Source organism: Corynebacterium sp. MSK074, assembly GCF_030229735.1.
Lineage (GTDB): Bacteria > Actinomycetota > Actinomycetes > Mycobacteriales > Mycobacteriaceae > Corynebacterium.
This window is the reverse complement of record NZ_JASPIX010000004.1, coordinates 33,933-55,265: the sequence shown is the minus strand read 5'-3', so window position 1 is coordinate 55,265 and position 21,333 is coordinate 33,933. Positions and strand designations below refer to the sequence as shown.

The 21,333-nt window shown below is 60.6% G+C and carries 17 protein-coding genes and 1 pseudogene; 8 read left to right on the top strand and 10 right to left on the bottom strand.

Going from position 1 to position 21,333, the window contains the following annotated elements; translation table 11 throughout:
• Positions 1–492: 492 nt before the first annotated feature.
• The 6 genes and pseudogenes from QP965_RS11530 to QP965_RS05210 form a co-directional block, all read right to left on the bottom strand.
• Entirely contained in the window at positions 493–771 is a 279-nt protein-coding gene (locus QP965_RS11530) for a pentapeptide repeat-containing protein (RefSeq protein ID WP_350309236.1), read from the bottom strand.
• Between the two features lie 482 nt (positions 772–1,253).
• Positions 1,254–1,777 (bottom strand): annotated as a pseudogene (locus QP965_RS05230) (IS6 family transposase); the annotation flags it as partial.
• Between the two features lie 284 nt (positions 1,778–2,061).
• Positions 2,062–2,436, bottom strand: a complete 375-nt coding sequence (locus QP965_RS05225) for a hypothetical protein (RefSeq protein WP_049377823.1) — start codon at positions 2,434–2,436, stop codon at positions 2,062–2,064.
• A gap of 56 nt (positions 2,437–2,492) precedes the next feature.
• Positions 2,493–3,242, bottom strand: coding sequence for a succinate dehydrogenase/fumarate reductase iron-sulfur subunit (locus QP965_RS05220; protein WP_005323073.1), 750 nt, complete (start codon positions 3,240–3,242; stop codon positions 2,493–2,495).
• A complete protein-coding gene (locus tag QP965_RS05215) occupies positions 3,242–5,257 on the bottom strand; it encodes a fumarate reductase/succinate dehydrogenase flavoprotein subunit (protein WP_201802305.1) in 2,016 nt (671 codons plus the stop codon). Before QP965_RS05215 ends, QP965_RS05220 begins: the two co-directional genes overlap by 1 nt.
• A gap of 15 nt (positions 5,258–5,272) precedes the next feature.
• Complete coding sequence (locus tag QP965_RS05210; RefSeq protein ID WP_239278512.1) at positions 5,273–6,028, bottom strand: succinate dehydrogenase cytochrome b subunit; 756 nt, start codon at positions 6,026–6,028, stop codon at positions 5,273–5,275.
• A 369-nt stretch (positions 6,029–6,397) separates the two neighbouring features.
• Between QP965_RS05210 and ramB the strand changes: the two genes are divergently transcribed.
• Positions 6,398–7,807, top strand: coding sequence for an acetate metabolism transcriptional regulator RamB (gene ramB, locus QP965_RS05205; protein WP_284844313.1), 1,410 nt, complete (start codon positions 6,398–6,400; stop codon positions 7,805–7,807).
• Between the two features lie 128 nt (positions 7,808–7,935).
• Here ramB and lpdA read toward each other — a convergent pair whose 3' ends face one another.
• Positions 7,936–9,348 carry a dihydrolipoyl dehydrogenase gene (lpdA, locus tag QP965_RS05200; RefSeq protein ID WP_005327177.1) on the bottom strand — a complete coding sequence of 471 codons (1,413 nt, stop codon included), beginning with the start codon at positions 9,346–9,348 and terminating at the stop codon, positions 7,936–7,938.
• A gap of 533 nt (positions 9,349–9,881) precedes the next feature.
• Between lpdA and QP965_RS05195 the strand changes: the two genes are divergently transcribed.
• The 7 genes from QP965_RS05195 (at position 9,882) to rfbA (ending at position 18,638) form a co-directional block, all read left to right on the top strand.
• Positions 9,882–11,267 (top strand): alpha/beta hydrolase, encoded by a 1,386-nt coding sequence (locus tag QP965_RS05195; RefSeq protein WP_284844312.1) that lies wholly within the window; start codon positions 9,882–9,884, stop codon positions 11,265–11,267.
• 33 nt (positions 11,268–11,300) lie between these two features.
• The gene (locus tag QP965_RS05190) at positions 11,301–12,380 is read left to right on the top strand and encodes an alpha/beta hydrolase (protein ID WP_284844311.1); all 1,080 of its coding nucleotides are present in this window, start codon (positions 11,301–11,303) and stop codon (positions 12,378–12,380) included.
• Positions 12,381–12,425: 45 nt separating this feature from the next.
• Positions 12,426–13,751 carry a M1 family metallopeptidase gene (locus QP965_RS05185; RefSeq protein ID WP_284844310.1) on the top strand — a complete coding sequence of 442 codons (1,326 nt, stop codon included), beginning with the start codon at positions 12,426–12,428 and terminating at the stop codon, positions 13,749–13,751.
• 141 nt (positions 13,752–13,892) lie between these two features.
• Complete coding sequence (locus QP965_RS05180; RefSeq protein WP_284844309.1) at positions 13,893–15,371, top strand: HNH endonuclease signature motif containing protein; 1,479 nt, start codon at positions 13,893–13,895, stop codon at positions 15,369–15,371.
• 64 nt (positions 15,372–15,435) lie between these two features.
• Positions 15,436–16,431, top strand: a complete 996-nt coding sequence (rfbB, locus tag QP965_RS05175) for a dTDP-glucose 4,6-dehydratase (protein ID WP_284844398.1) — start codon at positions 15,436–15,438, stop codon at positions 16,429–16,431.
• A gap of 2 nt (positions 16,432–16,433) precedes the next feature.
• The gene (gene rfbD, locus QP965_RS05170) at positions 16,434–17,789 is read left to right on the top strand and encodes a dTDP-4-dehydrorhamnose reductase (RefSeq protein ID WP_284844308.1); all 1,356 of its coding nucleotides are present in this window, start codon (positions 16,434–16,436) and stop codon (positions 17,787–17,789) included.
• Positions 17,790–18,638 carry a glucose-1-phosphate thymidylyltransferase RfbA gene (gene rfbA / locus QP965_RS05165; protein WP_284815646.1) on the top strand — a complete coding sequence of 283 codons (849 nt, stop codon included), beginning with the start codon at positions 17,790–17,792 and terminating at the stop codon, positions 18,636–18,638.
• Positions 18,639–18,641: 3 nt separating this feature from the next.
• Here rfbA and QP965_RS05160 read toward each other — a convergent pair whose 3' ends face one another.
• The 3 genes from QP965_RS05160 to QP965_RS05150 are packed head-to-tail and all read right to left on the bottom strand — an operon-like array spanning position 18,642 to position 21,209.
• Complete coding sequence (locus tag QP965_RS05160) at positions 18,642–19,256, bottom strand: MBL fold metallo-hydrolase (RefSeq protein WP_005323087.1); 615 nt, start codon at positions 19,254–19,256, stop codon at positions 18,642–18,644.
• A complete protein-coding gene (locus QP965_RS05155; RefSeq protein WP_284766108.1) occupies positions 19,256–20,341 on the bottom strand; it encodes an S-(hydroxymethyl)mycothiol dehydrogenase in 1,086 nt (361 codons plus the stop codon). Before QP965_RS05155 ends, QP965_RS05160 begins: the two co-directional genes overlap by 1 nt.
• 52 nt (positions 20,342–20,393) lie before the next feature.
• Positions 20,394–21,209 carry a GDSL-type esterase/lipase family protein gene (locus QP965_RS05150; protein WP_284844307.1) on the bottom strand — a complete coding sequence of 272 codons (816 nt, stop codon included), beginning with the start codon at positions 21,207–21,209 and terminating at the stop codon, positions 20,394–20,396.
• Between the last annotated feature and the right edge of the window lie 124 nt (positions 21,210–21,333).

Here is a 21,333-nt window from a genome sequence, read left to right as displayed (position 1 = left end):
TGAAGGACGACTAATCCTCGGCCCCCTCATCTCTGTCTCTGCACATCGCTGCGCTGACACTCTGCTGGCGCAGCGAATTTATTGATCAAGAGTACGTGCGCATCACGAAACGCAGTGACGTGTCCGAGCAGCAGAAGGCTATCCCTTCGAAAGCGATTGTTGGATAGAGCCCAACCGTAGTGTCATAACCACATCCCCAATTCCAACTTTCCCGGAAGCAGCGTCAGAGGCTTTTAATGCCCAGAAGTACGCAAAGTAAAAATCCGCCCAGGTTCACCCAGAGACACGCATTATCATGTCGATTTGCCCCTTGCTTTCATCTTCTCTAGGGAAACCAGCAGCTAAAACCATAAATCAGAACATATGCTTTAGCATATGTTCTGATTTATGGCGGGCTCGGCGAGTGCGCTGATTTACCCTCACATTGCGTTGTTTACACGTTTTCAATGCTCATTATAAAAAAGGGTTCAAACGGAATTCGTGTAGGCGCAATCAAGGGCTATAAAATATCGCATTCCTTGCATCCAAACCTGTACATCCAGAGAATTGCCTTGGATTGGCGGTAACAGGTACTAGATATGCGTTCGTAAAATTAGCGCGCGTTAACGTCGCTCCACGAAGGTCTGACTCGCTAAGAATTGCGTTCGTAAAATCTGCGTCGGTGAAATCTGCCGATTTCAAGTTAGCCCATGCCACCATGGAGCCGCGGAACGAGCATCCTTTGCATATGCTTCCTTCGAGATTGATATCCGTCAGGTCATAGTTGGACATATCTTTTCCGGAAATGTCTTTACCAGCGAGTCCCGTGACCCACGTTTGGGGCATTGCTCTATACATCTTTTACGTGGTCCGATCTGTTTCGATTGTGGAACTGGCCTATGGCCAACAATATAAATGCGTTTAAAAATACGTTTACTAGAGACAACAAATCGATGTAACCATGACCTAACCCTAGAAATCCTGATAGACCTAGGACAAACGCTAGACAGGTGCTTAAAGAGGCTGCAATAAAAACCCATTTAGCGGTGGTTGTTCTGTACCTGTATAACGCGCACCAAATAATTAGGGTGATTCCAATTAAAACAAGAACTTTGCTATTTTCCATGTCTACTCACAGTGAAAAGCGAAACTGTATTTCTTGTCTCTAGCATCGAGTTGCATACGGGGGTGCTGTTGCAAAGTTGGGTGGAGAACCGCGAACACTCCTTTCTTCGTCGCCTGGCCAGCATTATGGCCCAGCCTGCTTAGATATTCTGGAAGATGTTGTTGAGGTATTTCACCTGCCGGTGTTCCACTGTTGGCGGGCAGATTCCCTCTGACTTCAACTCGGCGATTGCCCTGGCTAGGGAGGGTGCTTTATCGGTGTTGATCACTCTGGGATACCCGGCTGATGCATTGGATCTGAGGGCCTTGGCCAGGAAACGCTTCGCTGCGGCCACGTTCCGCTTCGGAGAGAGGTAAAAGTCCAGGGTCTGGCCACCGGCGGTGATCGCCCGATAGAGGTAGCACCACCTGCCGCCGACCCGGATATAGGTCTCATCCACCCGCCAGGAACTGGCCTGCCAGTAAGGTACCTGTCGGTACCACCGTGTTTGCTTGTCCAGCTCAGGGGCGTATTTCTGGACCCAGCGGTAGATCGTGGTGTGATCGACCGGCACGCCCCGCTGAAGTCATCATTTCCTCCAGATCGCGGTAGCTCACCCCGTAGCGGCAGTACCACCGCACTGCCCACAAAATGATGTCACGAGGGGAAATGACGACCGGAGAAGATACCCATGGCTGTGATTATTTCACGTCGCTCTTCCTACTGCTCCAACTTTGCAACAGCACCCACTGATCCGCCTTCGTTCAACTACGAACGCGGGGAGCACCTCTCGATCGCAATCTGGGGGCGTTGAAGCAACGGTAAGGAGGGAGGCGTCGGCAAGCGCAGCTTAAAGCAACGCTATGTTGGCGCCTTCTTGGGCCTTTGGCTCAAGATATGCAACAACCCCCGCTTCCCTGCATGGCGTGCATGCTGTGAGGAGCGGGGGTTGTTGGTGCTTGGCTTAAAAGCGAATACTAGTTAACGCGGCCGGTTTCCTTGCGGTACTTGCGGTAGTAGCGGCGGCCGTAGTGGACGGTGCCTACTGCGGCGATGGCCACAATGACTAGGGCGATGATGCCGATGATCATGGTCAGGGTGTAGTCACCCTCGCCTGCGGTGCCCAGCGGGGTGTCCCACACGCCAAGGCCCCAAATGATGATGCCGGCAGCCGGGAGGCAAGACAGGATCAGACCCATGCCCACCCAGGTGGAGGTGCGAAGCAGGGAAGAGTGAGGAGCACCGAAGGATACTGGATCGTAGCCCTCAATGTAGGTGTCCTGAATCTTGCCGGAGAACTCTGGGTAGGTCTCGCTGGCGTAGTCAGCGACTGCATGGGTGTTATCGCTCATGGCGGAGTCTTTCTGTCTTTCTCTCGTTCCTAGTATTCCTACGGAATAACCTTAGCTTAGTCGTCCTTGCCACGGAAAGCAGCACGTGCACGTTCGCGGGTAACCGCAGAAACTGCGGTCAGCGGAACGCCGGCCGGGCAGACATCGGCGCACTCACCGTAAAGGGAGCAGTGGCCAAAGTTGGCTTCCAGGTCGTCGACCATGTTGCGGGCACGGCGGCCACGCTCTTCCTTGCCCAGCGGCATAAGGGAGAGGTGCACCAGCTTCGCACCGGTAAACAGGTGAGCCGCACCGTTCGGGCAGGCAGCAACGCAGGCACCGCAGCCAATGCAGGCGGCATGATCCAGCGAGTACTCGGCGGTCTCGTGGTTGAGGTGCATGGTATCCGCATCCGGAGCGGTACCCGCATCCATGGAGACGTAACCGCCCTGCTCCATTACGTGATCCAGTGCCGCGCGGTCCACGACCATGTCCTTGATGACCGGGTAGGCAGCAGAACGGAATGGCTCCAGCTTGACGGTCTGGCCATCGGTGAAGTTAAACAGGCGCTGCTGGCAGGCAGGGGTGTTCTGGCCTGGGCCGTGCGGGCGACCGTTGACGGTCAAACCACAGGTACCACAGATGCCCTCACGGCAGTCGGAAGCGAAAGCGAAGGGCTCTTCGCCGCGCTCAATGTAGCCCTCGTTAACGTGGTCCAGCAGTTCCAGGATGGACATCTGCTCAGAGGCGTCATCCACCTGGACGGTCTCGAAGTGGCCTTCTTGGGTCGGTCCGGCTTGACGCCAGATCTCAAGTGTCAGTTTCATTACTTGTAGTTCCTTGTCATCAGCGGGATCGAATCAAAGTACAGCGGCTCGGCGTGACGGATGAACTCGTTCTTATTTGCGCCCGGCTCCCATGCGGAAACAAAGCACCAGTTCTCATCGTCGCGTTCTGCCTCGCCGTCTTCGGTCAGGTGGTCCTCACGGAAGTGAGCGCCACAGGACTCATCGCGGTCCAAAGCGTCGACACACATGAGCTCGCCCAAGTCCAGGTAGTCGGCTACGCGCAGGCCGTACTCCAGCACCTGGTTCATGTCGTTGGCCTCGCCCGGAATGCGGACATTAGCCCAGAAGTCCTCGCGCAGTTCGCGGATCTTGGTGATCGCGGCCTTGAGGTCTTCGACGTTACGGGACACACCGCAGCCGTGGTAGAGGATATCGCCCAGCTGGCGGTGGTAGTAAGACGGACCGTGCGGGTTCTCACCGCGCACTCCCATGAGGCGATCGATGCGCTCCTGGGACTGTGCCAGGGTTGCCTGTGCCTCTGGGGAATCCTCGGCCAGCTTCTCCTCGTTGAGGTGGTCAGCCAAGTAGTTCGGGATGGTGAATGGCAGGGTGAACCAGCCGTCGACGGAAGCCGAAAGCAGGGAGTTAGCACCCAGGCGGTTAGCACCGTGGTAGGTCCAGGAGCACTCACCGGCGGCAAAGAGGCCGTCGATGGAAGTCATCTCGTTGAAGTCGGTCCACAGGCCACCCATGGTGAAGTGGCAGGTCGGGGCGATGCGCATCGGGGTCTCATAGGCGGACTCACCGATAGCCTCTTCGTACATCTCGATGAGGTTGGAGTAACGCTCGCGGATCTTGTCCTTGCCCAGGCGCTCGATGGCGTCACGGAAGTCCAGGTACACCGAGTTGTGCAGCGGGCCAACACCCAGACCGGCGTTGATCTGCTGGGAGATGGCACGGGAGGCAACGTCGCGCGGAACCAGGTTGCCGAATGCCGGGTAGCGGCGCTCCAAGAAGTAGTCGCGCTCTTCTTCCGGAATGGTATTCGGGTCGCGGTCGTCACCCTCCTTCTTCGGGGACCAAATGCGGCCGTCGTTACGAAGGGACTCCGACATCAGGATGGTCTTGGACTGCCAATCGGAGTTGACCGGCAGGCCCGTCGGGTGGAACTGCACGAAGGCTGGGGAGGCCAGGTAGGCACCGCTGTCATACGCACGCATCATGGCGCTGGCATTGGAGTTCTTTGCCAGGGTGGACATGTGGTAGACGTTGCCGTAGCCGCCGGTACCCAGCACAACTGCGTGGCCGGTGAAGGCCTTGAGCTCACCGGTAATCAGGTTGCGGGTAACGATGCCGCCGGCGCGCTTCTTACCGTTGTCGTTGTAGACGATGATGTCCTGCAGGTCGTTGTGAGCGAAAAGCTCCACGTTGCCCAGGCCAATCTGGCGGTAGAGCGCCGAGGTGGTGGACAGCTGCAGCTGCTGACCTGTTTGGCCACGGGTGTAGTAGGTACGGGAGACCTGCACGCCACCGAAGGAACGGGTAGCCAGGGTGCCGCCATACTCGCGAGCGAATGGGGCGCCGATGGCGTTCATGTGGTCAATGACGCGGACGGACTCGTTTGCCAGGCGCCAGCAGTCGGACTCGCGGCAGCGGTAGTCGCCGCCCTTAACGGTGTCCTTGGTGTGGCGGTAGGCGGAGTCATTGTCCACCTTCTTGGCACGGGAGGCGTTGACGCCACCCTGCGCGGCAATGGAGTGCGCGCGGCGCGGGGAATCGTGGTAGGTGAATACCTTTACCTTGTAGCCCAGCTCGCCCAGTGCGGCCGCAGCGGAACCAGCGGACAGGCCGGTGCCAACTACGAGAACCTCAAACTTGCGGCGGTTCAGCGGGGAGACCAGCTGCATGTGGTCCTTTTGGTGGGACCACATATCCTTCATCGGCACGCCGTGCGGCTCGTGGGATTCCAGAATGTTGCCGGCAGATACGCCCGGAACGATGGACTGTGGGTGCGAGAACTTAGGGTGCTCGCGCTTGAGTTCAGTATTAGTCATGGGTTTCTAACTCCTTTAGCTGACCAAGCCCAGGGCAACGGACAAAGGCATAACGATGTTGCCGATGCAGACAACGGCCGGGATGACGTACGCCAGGATCAGGAAGGTCTGACGCCACTTCGCACCGGTGATACCCAGGTCAGAGGCGGCAAGGCGAATGCCGTGGGTGAGGTGCAGGAACAGGAAGCACATAGCGATCACGTACACGATGGTGACCGGCCAGCGGCTGAAGGTGGCGATCATGTTGGCCTTCACCGCGCCCTCTGCAAAGTCGCCGGGGGCGAAAGGTTGCACGCCCAGGGTCAGGTCCAGCAGGTGGAAGATGATGAACAGCAGCAAGACGATGCCGGTGACCAGCATGGACTTGGTAGCGAAGGAATCAAGGCCGCCCATCAGGTTGCTGCGGCGGAACTTGCCGCGGGACGCCTTAGAGCGTGCGGTCAGGGCAAATGCACCATAGATGTGGGCGAGGATGGCAACCAGCAGGACGGCGCGGATAATCCACAATGCGCCCTCGTGCGGGAACAACGGCTCGCCCATGGAGCGCAGGAATGCGCCGTATTCATCCAGCGCCTCTTCGCCGCCGTGCGCCGGCAAGTACAACTTCAGGTTGCCGGCCATGTGGCCAACAACAAAAAGGGCAAAAAGCAGGCCAGTGACGGCCATAATGAGCTTCAGAACCCAGGAGGGCACTCCCGGCTTCTGACGGATTGGTTCGTTAGTGATGTGGCCGTGAGCTACTGCCTCACGGTCCGGATTTCTTAAAGTCATGACACCTCCATTGTCGCCCTCACTTTAACTGGGCTTAACCGCTGGTTACTAGTCAATTCCTGCAGCGTTTCAGCTAACGGTACAGCGGTACGGTTAAAGTCAGAATTCTCTTAGGTAAGGGTTGCCTTAAAAGCCTCCGGACAAAACGTCACTACCTTGGCAGCTCGGAATTCCGCAATATTGACGTTGCGTAATTTGTCCCAGATTTGTGAACTTGGTCACCCAGTGTTGCCAGAGTGACCGCCTTACCCCTTTATGTGTCAAACTTTCGCATGAAACCCACATGTAGCCCACAGGCGGGTAAACATTCTTCGCAAGATCTTTGCAATTAGGGTGCACACCCGCAGGCCAGCCAGTAACCTTGCCGGCATGAGTAAGACGTATGTGGGATCCCGCCTTCGCCAGCTTCGCCGTGAGCGCGATCTCAGTCAGGCTTCCCTTGCTGCGACGCTGGGACTCTCCGCCAGCTACGTCAACCAGATCGAACACGACGTCCGTCCGCTCACCGTCCCAGTGCTCCTGCGCATCACCGAGGTCTTCGGCGTCGATGCCACCTTCTTCTCCCGTGACGATGACTCCCGCCTGCTCGCCGAGATCCAGGACGTCATCCAAGACAAGGAGCTCTGCCCCTCCCCCGTCGAGCTGCAGGAGCTCTCCGAGCTGGTCTATAACCACCCCACCGTGGCTCGCACGCTGGTAGACGTCCACCGCCGCTACCGCAATGTGCGCGATAAGCTCTCGCTGGCCACTGATGCCCGCCGCACCACCGAGGCCACCCAGGCCCTATCCATGCCGCACGACGAGGTGCGCGACTTCTTCTACGCTCGCCAGAACTACTTGGACAATCTGGACCACCATGCAGAGCAGCTTGCCGACGCCCTCTCGGTCACCCACTTCGGCATCCGCGACACCGAACACGCCCTGGCCCAGCGTCTGCGCGATCGCCACAACGTAGATATCCACATCACTTCCCAGATGGATGGCACGCTACACAGCTTTGACCGCGAAACCGGCGAGTTCCGGCTCGCGTCGCGCCTGAGCGAAGGCCAGCGCGCCTTCCGCATGGCCGCGGAGCTGAGCTTCCTCGAGGCCGGGGACGACATCGCTTCCCTAGTGGAGGAGGAGCCGTTTACCTCGGATGCTTCGCGCAACCTCGCGCGGCGCGGCTTGGCCAGCTACTTCGCCGCCGCCACCGTGATGCCCTATGCACTGATGCATTCCGAAGCCGAGCGCTCCGGCTACGACGTGGAATACCTCTGCCAGGTCTTCGGCGTGGGCTATGAATCCGTGGCCTCCCGCCTGTCCACCCTGCAGCGCGATAACCTCCGCGGCATTCCTTTTACTTTTGTTCGCGTCGACCGCGCCGGCAATATGTCCAAGCGCCAATCCGCCACCGGCGTGCACTTTTCCAATAATGGCGGCACCTGCCCGCTGTGGAATGTCTACGAGACCTTCACCCAGCCCGGCATTATCTCCCGCCAGCTGGCCCAAATGCCCGATGGCCGCAACTACCTGTGGATTTCGCGCGCCGTCCAGCACCACCAGGGGCGCTTTGGCGATACCGATAAGCTCTTCGCCATCGGCCTAGGCTGCGAAGCCCGCCACGCCGACCGCACCGTCTACGCCGAGGGGCTCGATCTCACTGATCTCTCTACCGCCACCCCCATCGGCTCCGGCTGCCGCACGTGCCCGCGCGAGAACTGCGCGCAACGCGCCTTTCCACCCATCAACGAGGTCATTAGCGTCGATGCCCACCGCTCCGCCGTGGCACCGTACTAACGCGCTGCCGCCCAGGTGGAACGCACATAAAAAGGCGGCACCGCGGTCCGCCTCCCTCCAACGAGGGGAGCGAACGGTGCGGTGCCGCTGGCGTCGCGCTCAAAGGCGACGTCGGCAAGCAGCCCTGCTTAGAGGTTAATCATGTGGCCGCCGATGCCCTCGGCTGCTTCCTTCATGGCCTCAGAGAGGGTCGGGTGAGTGTGAACGTTGCGGCCGATTTCCTCAGCGGTGAGGTCGAAGCGCTGCGCCAGGGTCAGCTCCGGCAGCAGCTCGGAAACGTTGGAGCCCACCATGTGACCGCCGATGAGCTCGCCGTACTCGCCGTCCGCGATGAGCTTGACAAAGCCGGCGGTCTCATTGAGGCCAGCGGCCTTGCCGTTAGCGGAGAACGGGAAGGTAGCGACCTTGATATCGCGGTCCGCGAACTTCTCCTTGGCAGCTTCTTCGGTGTAGCCGAAGGAAGCGACCTGCGGGTTGCAGAAGGTAGCGCGCGGCATATTCATGTAGTCACCCAAGAGCTGGGTCTCCACGCCGGCGATGGTCTCTGCGGCGACAACGCCCTGGGCCTCAGCAACGTGGGCGAGCTGCAGCTTCGCGGTGACGTCACCGATGGCGTAGATGTGGTCGACGTTGGTGCGCATGGTGTCATCGATGGCAATAGCGCCGCGCTCGGTGAGCTCAACGCCGGTGTTCTCCAGGCCGAAGCCCTCGGTTCGCGGGGCGAAGCCGATGGAGATCATGGCACGGTCCACGGTGAGGGTGTCCTGCTTGGAGCCGTCCTTGGACTCCACCTCAACGGTGACATTATCGCCGTTGTCCTTCACGGAGGTGGTCTTGTAGCCGGTCAGCAGCTTGACGCCGAGCTTCTTGTACTCCTTGGCAATGGCCTTGGAGACGTCCTTGTCCTCGTTCGGCAGGACGCGGTCCATGAACTCCACGATGGTGACGTCTACGCCATAGTTGGACAGAACATAGGCAAATTCCATGCCGATGGCGCCGGCGCCGACGATGACCATGGACTTCGGGGCCTCATCGTTGAGGATCTGTTCCTCGTAGGACACGATGTTGCCGCCGAGCTCTACGCCCGGCAGGGACTTGACCACGGAACCGGTAGCGATGATGCAGTCATCGAAGGTGACGGTCTTGCCCTTGTCATCACCATCGGTGATTTCGATGGTCTTATCGTCCTTGAAGGAGCCAAGGCCGTTGATCTCGGTGATCTTGTTCTTCTTCATCAGGTAATGGACACCCTTGACGATGCCCGCGGAAACCTTGCGGGAACGCTTGTGGGCAACACCGAAGTCGAAGGAGACATCGCCGGAAATGCCGAAGTCCTTGGCCTCGTGGTTGAAGGTGTGGGCAACCTCAGCGTTCTTCAGCAGCGCCTTAGAAGGGATGCAGCCTACGTTGAGGCAGACACCGCCCCAGTACTGCTTCTCGATTACGGCAACTTTCTTACCAAGCTGAGCTGCACGGATGGCGGCCACGTAGCCGCCAGGGCCCGCGCCGAGTACTACTACGTCATAATGTTCATTAGTCACGTCCTTTAGGATACGTAACTTTCCCCTCCATGTCGCGCATTGGGCCACACTCTTATGCCCGAGTACCCCACGCTTCGGGGGTAAAACGCACAAAGGCCCTGCACGGTGGCGTCGGCAAGCGCGCGACGCCCCCACGCAGGGCTATGGGCTCGGTGTTTTAGAACAGGCCGAGAGCCAGTGCAGCGGTGGAGGACATGGAGGAGCCGGCGTGCAGGAACTGGCCCAGAACTTCGTTGATGGCCACGAGGATGGAATCGAAAACGTTCATTATGCTTCTTTCTGTGTTTTTACTTGCCTAGAGCGAGGGATGGGCCCGCGGATGGGGACCACATTATTCACACGTTTAGTACTAGCGGAGATTGTAGCGCCACCGTTACATACGCGCCGCGTTCAGAATTATGACACACAAACCACATGCGCCACAGGTTTTGCTACATTAAAAGGGCTATTAAGGCATAGAGTCTTGCTAACACTCCCGCTTTGCGGAACGATACCTACTGAGAAGATTCTCTTAACTCGAGGAAGCTAAAAATATGCATACTTTGCGCTCTATCGGCTCCAGCGTCGCAGGCATCGCCATCGCGGCAGGAGTCCTCTACGCCCCTATCGCCTCCGCCGTCGAGCCGGCCGAGAACCAGGGTGACGCCACCCCGTCCACCATCCGCGAGGTCAACCTCACCGACCCGGCAGATCCGGAAAACATCAACTACGCGATCACCACCGAAGGCGAAAACCGCGTGGTGGATATTGCCGGGTTGAAGGACAAGGATAAGTGGAAGGGCTATGCCTTTGGCCATAAGAGCAAGGCCGGCAACCACTACGGCAACCACGTTAAGGCCCTGACCGCCACCTCCGCCGCCATGGACGGCCGCGAGGTTCCGCTGGCAGTCATCACCCCGGACGGCAACTTTGATAAGAAGCGCCCCACCCTGTACCTGCTCAATGGCGCGGGCGGCGCTGAGCAGGGCATGGACTGGCTGACCGCCACCGCCAACCATGACGTCGACCCTGAGACCGAGGGCATGCAGGACATGGTGGACTTCTACACGTCCAAGGACGTCAATGTGGTCATCCCGCAGGCCGGCGCCTTCTCTTACTACACCGACTGGGTATCTTCCCCGAATAATGGCTACCTCAAGGGCCCGCAGAAGTGGGAAACCTTCCTCACCAAGGAGCTACCGGACGCACTGGAAAAGCACATCGGCGGCAATGGCAAGCGCGGCATCGCCGGCATGTCCATGTCCGCTACCTCTTCCCTGCTGCTGGCAGAGCACAACCCGGGCTTCTACAACGCCGTGGGCTCCTTCTCTGGCTGCGCTGCCACCTCTCGCCCGCTGCCACGCCTGTACACCCAGCTGACCGTCAACCGCGGCGGTGGCTCGGCCGACCAGATGTGGGGCGCTATGGGCAGCGAGTACAACGTGTACAACGATGCCTTGGTGAACGCTAACCCGAATAACCTGGGCAAGTCCGAGACCTATGTTTCGGTCAACTCCGGCCTGGGCGGCGCCAATGACTGGGGTGTTCCGGGGTCTTCCACCCTCATCGTTGAGGGCGGCGTCATCGAGGCCGCGATGAATTCCTGCACCCATGACCTCAAGGCCAAGATGGATTCCCAGGGCATGGACGCGGACTGGAACTTCCGCAATACCGGCACCCACTCCTGGCCGGGCTGGCGCGATGACATTTTCTCCTCGTGGAAGACCTTCGAGCGCGGCTTTGCCAAGGATGCTGCAGAGGCACCGGGCGAGCCGGAGGTAAAGCCCAACGAGCTCTCTATCGAGGCACCGCAGGCTGAGGAAAATGCGCAGGTTAAGGACGCCCCGAGCGCCGCTGACCAGTCCCCGGACAAGGACTTTGTCGAGGGCATGGACGCAGAGGGCGCAGCGGCCGCCGAGGCTGCTGTCGCTGCCGAATAATCAGGAATTCATTAACTACAGGAAAGAAGCACTATGAAGCGCCTTAGCTCCATCCTTGCCGGCACCGCAGTGTGCGCAGGCTTGGCTTGCGCCCCGATGGCGGGGGCCGCACAGCTCACCCCGCAACAGGTAGCGGGCAACGCCGCCCAGTCCACCCTGGCCCCGCTGGAGGTCACCCCAGAGCTGGAGCAGCAGACTTGGTACCAGAAGTACAAGGACGATCCGCGCGTCGAAAAGCTGCAGGCCACCTCTCCAGCCATGAACGGCCGCAAGATTCCGCTGGCCGTCATTCGCGCAACGGATGAGAACCGCCCGACCATCTACCTGCTCAACGGTGCAGGCGGCGCGGAGCAGGACATGGACTGGCTGAAGCTTTCTGACGCCGTTGATTTCTACCACTCCAAGAACGTCAACGTGGTCGTCCCACAGGCCGGTGCTTTCTCGTACTACACCGACTGGGTATCCGAGCCGAACTCCAAGTATCTCAAGGGGCCGCAGAAGTGGGAGACCTTCCTCACCAAGGAACTGCCGGGTGCCATCGAGGGCCATATCAAGGCCGATAACCACCGTGCCATCGCGGGCATGTCCATGTCCGCCACCTCCTCCCTGCTGCTGGCGGAGCACAACCAGGGCTTCTACGACGCCGTGGGTTCCTACGCCGGCTGCGCGGCTACCGCTTACCCGGTAGAGCACAAGGCCGTGGAGCTCACCGTCAACCGCGGCGGTGCGACCACGGAGCAGATGTGGGGCCCGTTCGGCTCCCCCACCAACCGCTACAACGACGCGATGATGAACCACGAGAAGCTGCGCGGCACGGAGCTGTACATCTCTTCCGGTTCTGGGTTGGCCGGCAAGGAGGATACCTTCTCCTATAACGTGGCTAAGGGCTACAACCCTGCTACCGCTGCTTTGGGCTCCGCTCAGCTGCAGGTGGAAGGCGGCGCCATCGAGGCTGGCGTGAACTACTGCACCCACAACTTTAAGGCCAAGCTGGACCAGGCTGGCATCCCGGCGACCTACAACTTCCGCAATACCGGCACCCACTCCTGGCCGCACTGGATTGCGGACCTCAAGGATTCTTGGCCGGTCTTCGAGCGCGCTTTCAATAAATAAGCTCGTTTCTTTCCGCGGCTAAAAGGGCGGTAGGCTTGCAGCATTATGAAGTTGCTTCCTACCGCCCTTTCGCGTGCCCACACTGATCCGTATACCGGCGTGGATTTTAACCTCGGTTTCGAGGTTTCCCACTACACGCTGGATCTGACCTACCGCGTGGAGCCCAACCTACTTCAAGGCGAGGCTACTTTGGCCATCCGGGCCGACGAGGATTTAACGTCGCTGACCCTAGACCTAGGCGGGGCGATGGTGGCTCGGCGCGTGACCGCAAAGGGTGCGCCGCGGGTGGCTAAGTTCCGTCAGTCTTCCGGCAAGCTGCGCCTGCGTTTTGCTGAGGAGATTGCCGCTGGTACGGAATTTGAGCTGATTATTCGCTATGGCGGCAGCCCGCGGCCGATCCGCACCACCTGGGGCGAGATTGGCTGGGAAGAAACCGAATCCGGCTCGCTGGTGGCCAGCCAGCCCAACGGCGCGCCGAGTTGGTTCCCTTGTGACGATACGCCGTCTGAAAAGGCGCACTATGACATCATCATTACGGCCGATGATCCCTTCATCGTGGTATGCAATGGTGACCTCGTCTCCCGCCGGGCGGGCGGCTCCACCACGCGGTGGCACTACCGCACCCGCGAGCCCATGGCCGCCTACCTGGCGACAGTCCAGGTAGGCGAGTTCTCTAATTTTGATTTAGGGCCTTCCACGCGCGCCTGGGCGCCGGCCGCGCTGCGCGAGCGCGTGCTCGATGAGTTTGCCCAGCAGCAGGAAATGGTGGACTTCTTCTCCTCCATTTACGGCCCTTACCCGTTTACGGATTACCAGGTGGTCATCACGGAAGATGAGCTGGAAATACCGCTGGAGGCGCAGGGCCTGTCCATCTTTGGCTCTAATCATATTAAGGGCGACCACGCCTTCGAGCGCCTTATTGCGCATGAGCTTTCGCACCAGTGGTTCGGCAATTCCGTGGGCCTGAGCGAGTGGAAGGATATCTGGCTCAACGAGGGCTTTGCCTGCTACAGCGAGTGGCTATGGGGCGAGCACAAGGGCGAGACCACCGCGCGCGAGGCGGCGCGTTCCCACTACAACGTCCTGGGACGAAAGGCGCAGAACCTCACCGTTTCTGATCCGGGTGCGCGCGATATGTTCGATGACCGCGTGTATAAGCGCGGGGCCTTAACCGTGCACGCCATCCACCGCCTGCTTGGCGACGCCTTCTTTACCACCCTCCGCAGCTACCTCACCGAGCACCGGCATTCGGTGGTAGAGCCTTCCATGCTGCTGGATGCCTTCCGCGCCGCCGCTCCTGACCCCGCGCTTTTCGACGCCACCGTAGACACCTGGCTTAACCAGAAGGCCCTTCCTCCCTTCCCGAGTTAGTGGTTTTGGCCCCGTTTCGCGGAGTTTAGTCTGCGTTTGTTTGGGGAATGTCTAATCTATTGACCAAATCCTTCTTTCCTGTTGACGGGGTGTTTTATCTGGGTAAAATAGAACATGTAGACGAAATGGAAGGGAGGGATCATGCAGACCACCAAGCACGCGGAGATAGACTCCGCCATCGCACAGGTTGCCACTGGGCTCACCCAGCTGCGCAGCCTCATGCAAGATCCCTCCGATCTGTCCTTCGAGCTTCTTCATTCGCATTTCGAACACTTGGAGCGGGCGCTAGGCAATAAGTCCACCATCGACGCCGCCTTCGCTTTCATCGCGGAGCGGGATGACGCCGGCCGCCGCGTTGGTTCCTCCAAGGCCAAGGACTACCTGACCACCCGCCTAGGCCTTACCGATGCCGAGGCCGCCGCCCGTCTCCGCAATGGACGCAACCTCTTCGCGCCCATCCCCGATCCGGAGCCGGCTCCCCCTGCGGACCCCGATGCTGACGATGCCGCACGCGCCCGAGCCGAGGAGGAATCCCGCCGCCGCGCTGACCGCGAGCGCCGCGAGGAGGAGAAGCGTCGCAAGAAACTCTTTGAGGAAGAGCCTATCCCCGAGCGCATCCTCAACCTCATCGAGAACGAGCTGCGCAGCCTCAGCAAGTACGCCATCCCCGGCCCGAGCGAACTGCGCAACCAGGCTCTCGAGCAGGCCAAGCGTCGTTCCTTCGATTCCCTGCGCGAGTGGCTACGCAAGGCCATCCGCAAAGCGAATAAGCACGCTCTCAACCCAGCCGGCGAGCCCGATCCGCACGCCGCTACCCGCAAGCGCCGCTTTAGTATCTCCCGCCAAGATGCTGACGGCGGCGTGCACATCTCCGGCTACCTCGATGCCTCCGCAGCCGCCATCCTCGCCGGCGCCTTCGCGCCCGCAAAGAATAAGGGCAGCGCGGACCTCAGCCCCGAGGACGATACCCGCACCTATGCCCAGCGCATGGCGGACCACTTGACCGCTGCGCTATCGAGCTATCTTTCCGCCACCCAAAAGAACTCCGACGGTCTCGGCTCCTTCTTCGTCGCCACCACCTTGGAAGAGCTGGAAGCGATGGGCGGTGATACCCGTTTCGCCACCAGCACCGGCATCGAGCTCACCCCGCTCGATCTCCTCCGCCTCGGCGGCGCGCGGCACGATTTCTTCTGCGCCGTGGATGAGAAGGGCTTCCCCCTCGAGCTCGGCCGCACCAAGCGCACCGCTTCCCTCTGGCAGAAGCTCGCCCTAGCGGCCTCCGAACTCGTCTGCACCCACCCAGAGTGTAACCGCCCCTGGCAGGACTGCGACGTTCACCATCTCCAAGCCTGGTCTCACGGTGGCGCCACCGACCTCAAGAACCTCACTCTGTTGTGCCGCCGGCACCACGTGGACAATAACGATTACCGCGATGGCCGCAATGGAATGGGACACGCCGAACGGGATCCCGACACGGGCCGGGTAGGATACCGAGCCGCCCACACCAACGGCCTATCGCCCACCGTGGAGGTCAACGACCACCCCGCCGCGGAACAAGCCCCGGCCCGCAGGCTCACCGATCCGTCTTCGCCACCGCCGTCACCCCCGGGCGCGGCCTGACCGGGGCCCGCAGCCTGCCACAGCCGCGCGCCCGACTGCCCTACACTGGATAACCATGCAAACGATGCTCGTCACTGGCGGCGCCGGTTTTATCGGCGCCAATTTCGTGCGCCTTATATGCCAGGCGCGTCCCGATACCCGCGTTACGGTGCTGGACAAGCTCACCTACGCCGGAAACCGCGCCAACCTCGCCGGCCTCGATATTGACCTCGTGGAGGGCGATATCGCCGATCCCGCCACCGTAGAACCGCTCGTCGCCGCTGCCGATGTAGTGGTTCATTTTGCCGCCGAGTCCCATAACGATAATTCTTTGCGCGACCCCTCGCCCTTCATCCACACGAACCTCGTAGGCACCTTCACCCTTCTGGAAGCCTGCCGCAAGCACGATACCCGCTTCCACCATGTCTCCACTGACGAGGTTTTCGGCGACCTCGAGATAGGAGCAGCGACCAAATTTAGCGAGCACACCGCCTACGCTCCCTCCAGCCCGTATTCGGCAACCAAGGCGGGGTCTGACCACCTCGTGCGGGCATGGGTGCGTTCCTTCGGACTGCGCGCCACCATCTCAAACTGCTCCAATAATTACGGGCCTTACCAGCACATCGAGAAGTTCATTCCCCGCCAGATCACCAATATCCTCTCCGGACGCACGCCCAAGCTCTATGGCACGGGTGAGCAGGTGCGCGATTGGATCCACGTCGATGACCACAACGAAGCGGTGCTCGCCATCCTCGAGCGGGGCCGCATCGGCGAGACCTACAATATCGGCGCGGACCAGGAAGATATTAATAATAAGCAGGTCATTGAGCTGATCTGCGAAATCATGGGCCACACCCGCAATGGGCGCGCGCTCTATGAGCACGTGGCGGACCGCCCCGGCCATGACCAACGCTATGCCATGGACGCCACCAAGCTGCGTCGCGAGCTGGGATGGACCCCGCGGTTCACGGATATCCGCGCCGGTCTCGAAGACACCATCGCGTGGTACCGAGATAACGAAGGCTGGTGGAAGCCCGAGAAAGAAGACGTGGAAGCCCGCTACAAGCAGCAAGGACAGTAGATATGCGTATTACCGAAACCGCCATCCCGGGGCTGCTCATCATCGACCTCGACGTGCACGGCGATAACCGCGGCTGGTTCAAGGAGAATTGGCAACGCGAGAAATTCACCGGACTCGCACCCGAGCTCGCGAGCTTCCAGCCGGTGCAGAACAATATCTCTTTCAACCACGCCGGTGCTACGCGCGGCCTGCACGCCGAGCCGTGGGACAAGTTCGTCTCGGTGGCGCAGGGCAAGATCTTCGGTGCATGGTGCGACTTGCGCGAGGGGTCGGAAAGCTTTGGCGAGGTCGTCACCCACGAGGTGGGTCCGGAGACTGCGGTGTTTGTCCCGCGGGGCGTCGCCAATGGCTTTCAGGCGCTGGAGGAAACCTCCTACTGCTACCTGGTGAATGAGCACTGGTCGGCCGAGGCGCGCTATTCCGCGGTGAACCTCAACATCGTCGACTGGCCGCTGGAGCCCACCGAGATTTCGGAGAAGGACAAGCAGCACCCCGCCCTCACAGACGTGAGCCCGATGTCCGCCCGCCGCACCCTTGTCACGGGTGCAAACGGGCAGTTGGGGCGTGCGCTCAAACGCCTGCTTGCCGACGCCGAGTTTTGCACCCACGCCGACTTCGACATCACCGACCCACCAGAACGGAATTGGAAGCAGTACTCTGCCATCATCAATTGCGCGGCGTATAACGACGTCAACGGTGCCGAAAACGACCGCGCCGCCGCCTGGGCCGTCAATGCGGAAGCGCCTGCACGGCTGGCGCGCATCGCCGCGGAGAACCAACTCACGCTGGTGCATGTCTCGAGCGACTACATCTTCGACGGCACCAACGAGGTCCACACTGAGGAGGAACTGCCGTCGCCGCTGAGTGCGTACGGGGCGTCGAAAGCCGCGGGCGATACCGCCGCGCAGACCGCACCGCAGCACTACGTCATCCGTACTTCCTGGGTCTTTGGCGATGGCGAGAACTTCATGTCCACCATGCGCCGGCTGGCCGCAAAGGGAGTGGAACCGAAGGTCATCCACGACCAGCGCGGGCGACCCACGTTTGCCGAGGACTTGGCCAAGGGCATCGTCCACCTGCTCAATTCCGACGCGGAGTACGGCGTGTATAACCTCTCCAACTCGGGCGATACCGTGGGCCGCGATGAGATTGCCATGGCCGTGTTCATCGGTCTCGGCCACGACCCGGCCGAGGTCACTCCGGTAAGCACCGAGCAGTACCGCGAGATCGCGGGCCCCGAGGCGCCGCGCCCCAAGGAGTCGACGCTTGCGCTAGATAAAATCGAGGCTACCGGCTTCAAGCCGCAGAATTGGCGCGCGGCCCTGGCCCTGTACTTGGCGCTGTACCCGGAGGATTAAATGAAAGGCATCATCCTGGCCGGCGGTTCCGGCACGCGGCTCTACCCGATTACCAAGGGCATCTCGAAGCAACTCATGCCCATTTATGACAAGCCGATGATTTATTACCCGCTAACCACGCTCATTCAGGCGGGCATTCGAGAAATCCTCATCATTACCACCCCGGAGGATGCGGGGGCCTTCCAGCGCCTCTTTGGCGATGGATCGCAGCTCGGACTCATGATCGATTACGCGGTCCAACCGCGGCCGGAGGGCCTTGCGCAGGCCTTTTTGATTGGCGAGGAGTTTATTGGAGACGACAGCGTCGCGCTGGTACTCGGCGATAATATCTTCCACGGCTTCGGCGGCGAGCTCGCCCACTGCCAAGATCCGGAGGGCGGCATCATCTTCGCCTACGAGGTCTCGGATCCGCAGCGCTATGGTGTCGTGGAATTCGACGCCGCCGGCCATGCGCTGAGCATCGAGGAAAAGCCGGAAGTGCCGCGGTCGAACCACGCGGTGGTGGGCTTGTACTTTTATGACAACTCCGTGGTGGAGATAGCCAAGGGCATCGAGCCCAGCGGCCGCGGCGAACTGGAAATCACGGCCGTGAACGAAGAGTACCTGCGCCGCGGCGAGCTCAATGTCCAGCGCCTGCACCGCGGGAGCGTGTGGCTCGATACGGGAACGGTGGACTCGATGAGCGAGGCCTCCGCCTACGTCGAGGTGATGCAAAAACGCACCGGCATCGTTATCGGATCGCCCGAGGTCGCCGCATACGAGGCGGGCTTCATCGACCGCGCCCAGCTAGAAAAACTCGCCGAGCCGTTACTCAAGTCCGGCTACGGCGAGTACCTGCGGGCGTACTAGAGGCTAGTAGCCGCGCTCGATGTATTCGTCGATGCGCGCGGCCTCCGCGCCCACCGTGGTAGCGTCGCCATGCCCTGGCAGGACCTTGGTGTCCTCGGGCAGGGTGAAGACGACGTTCTTCAGCGACTCGATGATCACATCGAAGTCGGAGTACTTGCGGCCGGTGGCACCAGGGCCACCGTTGAAGAGCGTATCGCCCGACAGCAGCGTCTCGCCCACGTGCAGCACCACGCAGCCCGGCGAGTGGCCCGGGGTGTGGTAGACCGTAATCTTCTCGCCGCCAATATCGAACTGGCCGCGGTCCGCCAATGGCGTGTACGGAGCATCACCATTGGACTCCTGCCACAGCATGTCATCGTCCGGGTGCAGGTAGACCTCGGTATCGAAGCGCTTTGCGGCCTCGGGGGCGAGCTCGCAGTGGTCATTGTGCGCGTGGGTGAGCAAGATGCCTTCCACGCGACGGTCGCCAACGAGCTCTGCTACCGCATCGAGGTCGTGGGAGGGGTCCACCACGTACACACTGGAGTCATCGCCCACGACGTAGACGTTATTGTCCACGTCCCACTCGCCGCCATCGAGGCGGAACTTGCCAGAAGTAACCGTGCTATCGATACGCATTAGAACTCCACCACCGAACGTAGAACCTTGCCGGACTTCATGGTGGCAAAGGCCTGCTCGACGTCGTCAAGCGCAATGCGCTCAGAGACGAACTTATCCAGTGGGAAATTGCCGGCCTTAGACAGCGCCACATAAGCGGGGAAATCGCGCTCTGGGAGGCAATCGCCGTACCACGCGGGCTTGATGGAACCGCCGCGGCCGTAGAGGTCGATGGCCGGGATATCCACGTGGTCGGTGAGGTTCGGCACGCCCACCATGACCATGCGGCCGGCGTGGTCGCGGGAGTAGAAGGCCTGGCGCCAAGTGGGCTGAATGCCCACGGCGTCGATAGAGACATCGGTGCCGAAGCCGCCGGTGAGCTCGCGGACAGCGTCAATAACCTCCTGCTCCGAAAGGTCCTTGGAGCAGATGGTGTCGGTCGCGCCGAACTCGCGGGCGGTCTCCAGCTTGGACTCGTCGATGTCCACGGCAATGATCTTTGCCGCGCTCGCCAGCTTGGCGCCCGCAATGGCAGCCATACCCACGCCGCCGCAACCAAAGACGGCAACGGACTCGCCGAGCTGGATATCGCCGGTGTTCACGGCCGCGCCGAGGCCCGCCATGATGCCGCAGCCCAGTAGGCCGGCAGCGGCTGGGTCGGTGTCTTCCACCTTGGTGCACTGGCCCTCGTGGACCAGGGTCTTCTCAGCGAAGGAACCGATGCCCAGCGCAGGGGTGAGCTCGGTGCCATCCTCGAGGGTCATCTTCTTGGAGGCGTTGTGGGTATTGAAGCAGTACTTTGGCTCGCCCTTCTTGCAGGCGCGGCACTCGCCGCACACGGCGCGCCAGTTCAAAATGACGAAGTCGCCTTCCTCCACGTGGGTAACCGCAGAACCTACGGTTTCCACCACGCCTGCGGCCTCGTGGCCGAGCAGGAAGGGGAAGGCGTCTTCAATATCGCCATCGCGGTAAGCAAGGTCGGTGTGGCACACACCGCAGGCTTGGACGCGCACGATGACGTCGTTAGGGCCGGGATCAGGAACGACAATGTTGACGGTTTCGACTTCCGCGCCCTTGGAACGGGCAATAACAGCTTTTACAGTCATGCGCCCGAGCGTACCGATATTTTCAAAACCGGCGCATTATTGAAAACTCGTTTTAAGAGCGGGCAATGACGTTGGCCGTATGCTCGTGGCCGCGCTGGTTCATGTGGATGGGAAGGTTGCCATCGCCACCAGTAAAGTCCACCAGACCAGCCCACATGCGCTGGTTTGCATCGGCGCACATGCCGTTATTGCGGGTAGAGGGCTTCAGGTCTAGGAACTGCACGCCGGTGCGCGCCGCCAGGTCCACCTGCATCCACTGCGCCTTATTCTCAAAGTCCTGAATGCCCGGCAGGAAGGTGGAATCGGCCGGGCGCGGGCCGAAGTGGAATAGGCAGTAATAAGGGCCGGAACCGATGGTGGGATAGCCAACGATCTGGATGCGGGCATTCGGGGCCGCGCGCTTAATGCGCTCGATCTGCGGGGCGGTGCGGTCCGCGAACTGCTTGCGAATCTGCGGCAGGTTCATATCGCGGTGGTTGTAGGTGTCATTAAAGCCGGTGGTGATGACCACGCGGTTAGTAGCCGGGCTCAGCGCGCCGGTACGGATGGCCGCATCCACCTGCTGGGAAACCTGCGGGCCGGGGGACATGGACACGGCACCGGAGCAGGAGAAGTCCCGCACCGGAAGGCGCAACTTGGCGCCCGCGCGCTTGGCGTAGTTATTGGAGGTCGGGCAATCTACGCCCACACCTTTAGAGGGATCGTAGCGGTGGGCGAAGTAGGCGCCGGCATCTGGATCCGCCAAGACGGAATCGCCGAAGGCTACTAGGTTGCGCTCCGCGGCGGTGGCCTGCGGCGCGGCCACCACACCCAGCACGGTCAGCGCGGACGCCACCACGGAGAGTACTTTCAGCTGCAGAGATTTCATGAGATCCTTTTCTAGAAACACCAGTAACTTCAGGTAACTGTAGTCACTTCTGTAACATATTTCGAGTTGGCGGCAACACCGCCCGCCTCTCTCACGATATCGTCCATGGTTATCTTTTCGTTAT

Excerpts from the sequence above, each read along its gene's own strand:
- QP965_RS11530 (WP_350309236.1), bottom strand. The coding sequence starts at position 771 with ATGTCCAACTATGACCTGACGGATATCAATCTCGAAGGAAGCATATGC.
- QP965_RS05225 (WP_049377823.1), bottom strand. The coding sequence starts at position 2,436 with ATGAGCGATAACACCCATGCAGTCGCTGACTACGCCAGCGAGACCTAC.
- QP965_RS05220 (WP_005323073.1), bottom strand. The coding sequence starts at position 3,242 with ATGAAACTGACACTTGAGATCTGGCGTCAAGCCGGACCGACCCAAGAA.
- QP965_RS05215 (WP_201802305.1), bottom strand. The coding sequence starts at position 5,257 with ATGACTAATACTGAACTCAAGCGCGAGCACCCTAAGTTCTCGCACCCA.
- QP965_RS05210 (WP_239278512.1), bottom strand. The coding sequence starts at position 6,028 with ATGACTTTAAGAAATCCGGACCGTGAGGCAGTAGCTCACGGCCACATC.
- ramB (WP_284844313.1), top strand. The coding sequence starts at position 6,398 with ATGAGTAAGACGTATGTGGGATCCCGCCTTCGCCAGCTTCGCCGTGAG.
- QP965_RS05195 (WP_284844312.1), top strand. The coding sequence starts at position 9,882 with ATGCATACTTTGCGCTCTATCGGCTCCAGCGTCGCAGGCATCGCCATC.
- QP965_RS05190 (WP_284844311.1), top strand. The coding sequence starts at position 11,301 with ATGAAGCGCCTTAGCTCCATCCTTGCCGGCACCGCAGTGTGCGCAGGC.
- QP965_RS05185 (WP_284844310.1), top strand. The coding sequence starts at position 12,426 with ATGAAGTTGCTTCCTACCGCCCTTTCGCGTGCCCACACTGATCCGTAT.
- QP965_RS05180 (WP_284844309.1), top strand. The coding sequence starts at position 13,893 with ATGCAGACCACCAAGCACGCGGAGATAGACTCCGCCATCGCACAGGTT.
- rfbB (WP_284844398.1), top strand. The coding sequence starts at position 15,436 with ATGCTCGTCACTGGCGGCGCCGGTTTTATCGGCGCCAATTTCGTGCGC.
- rfbD (WP_284844308.1), top strand. The coding sequence starts at position 16,434 with ATGCGTATTACCGAAACCGCCATCCCGGGGCTGCTCATCATCGACCTC.
- rfbA (WP_284815646.1), top strand. The coding sequence starts at position 17,790 with ATGAAAGGCATCATCCTGGCCGGCGGTTCCGGCACGCGGCTCTACCCG.
- QP965_RS05160 (WP_005323087.1), bottom strand. The coding sequence starts at position 19,256 with ATGCGTATCGATAGCACGGTTACTTCTGGCAAGTTCCGCCTCGATGGC.
- QP965_RS05155 (WP_284766108.1), bottom strand. The coding sequence starts at position 20,341 with ATGACTGTAAAAGCTGTTATTGCCCGTTCCAAGGGCGCGGAAGTCGAA.
- QP965_RS05150 (WP_284844307.1), bottom strand. The coding sequence starts at position 21,209 with ATGAAATCTCTGCAGCTGAAAGTACTCTCCGTGGTGGCGTCCGCGCTG.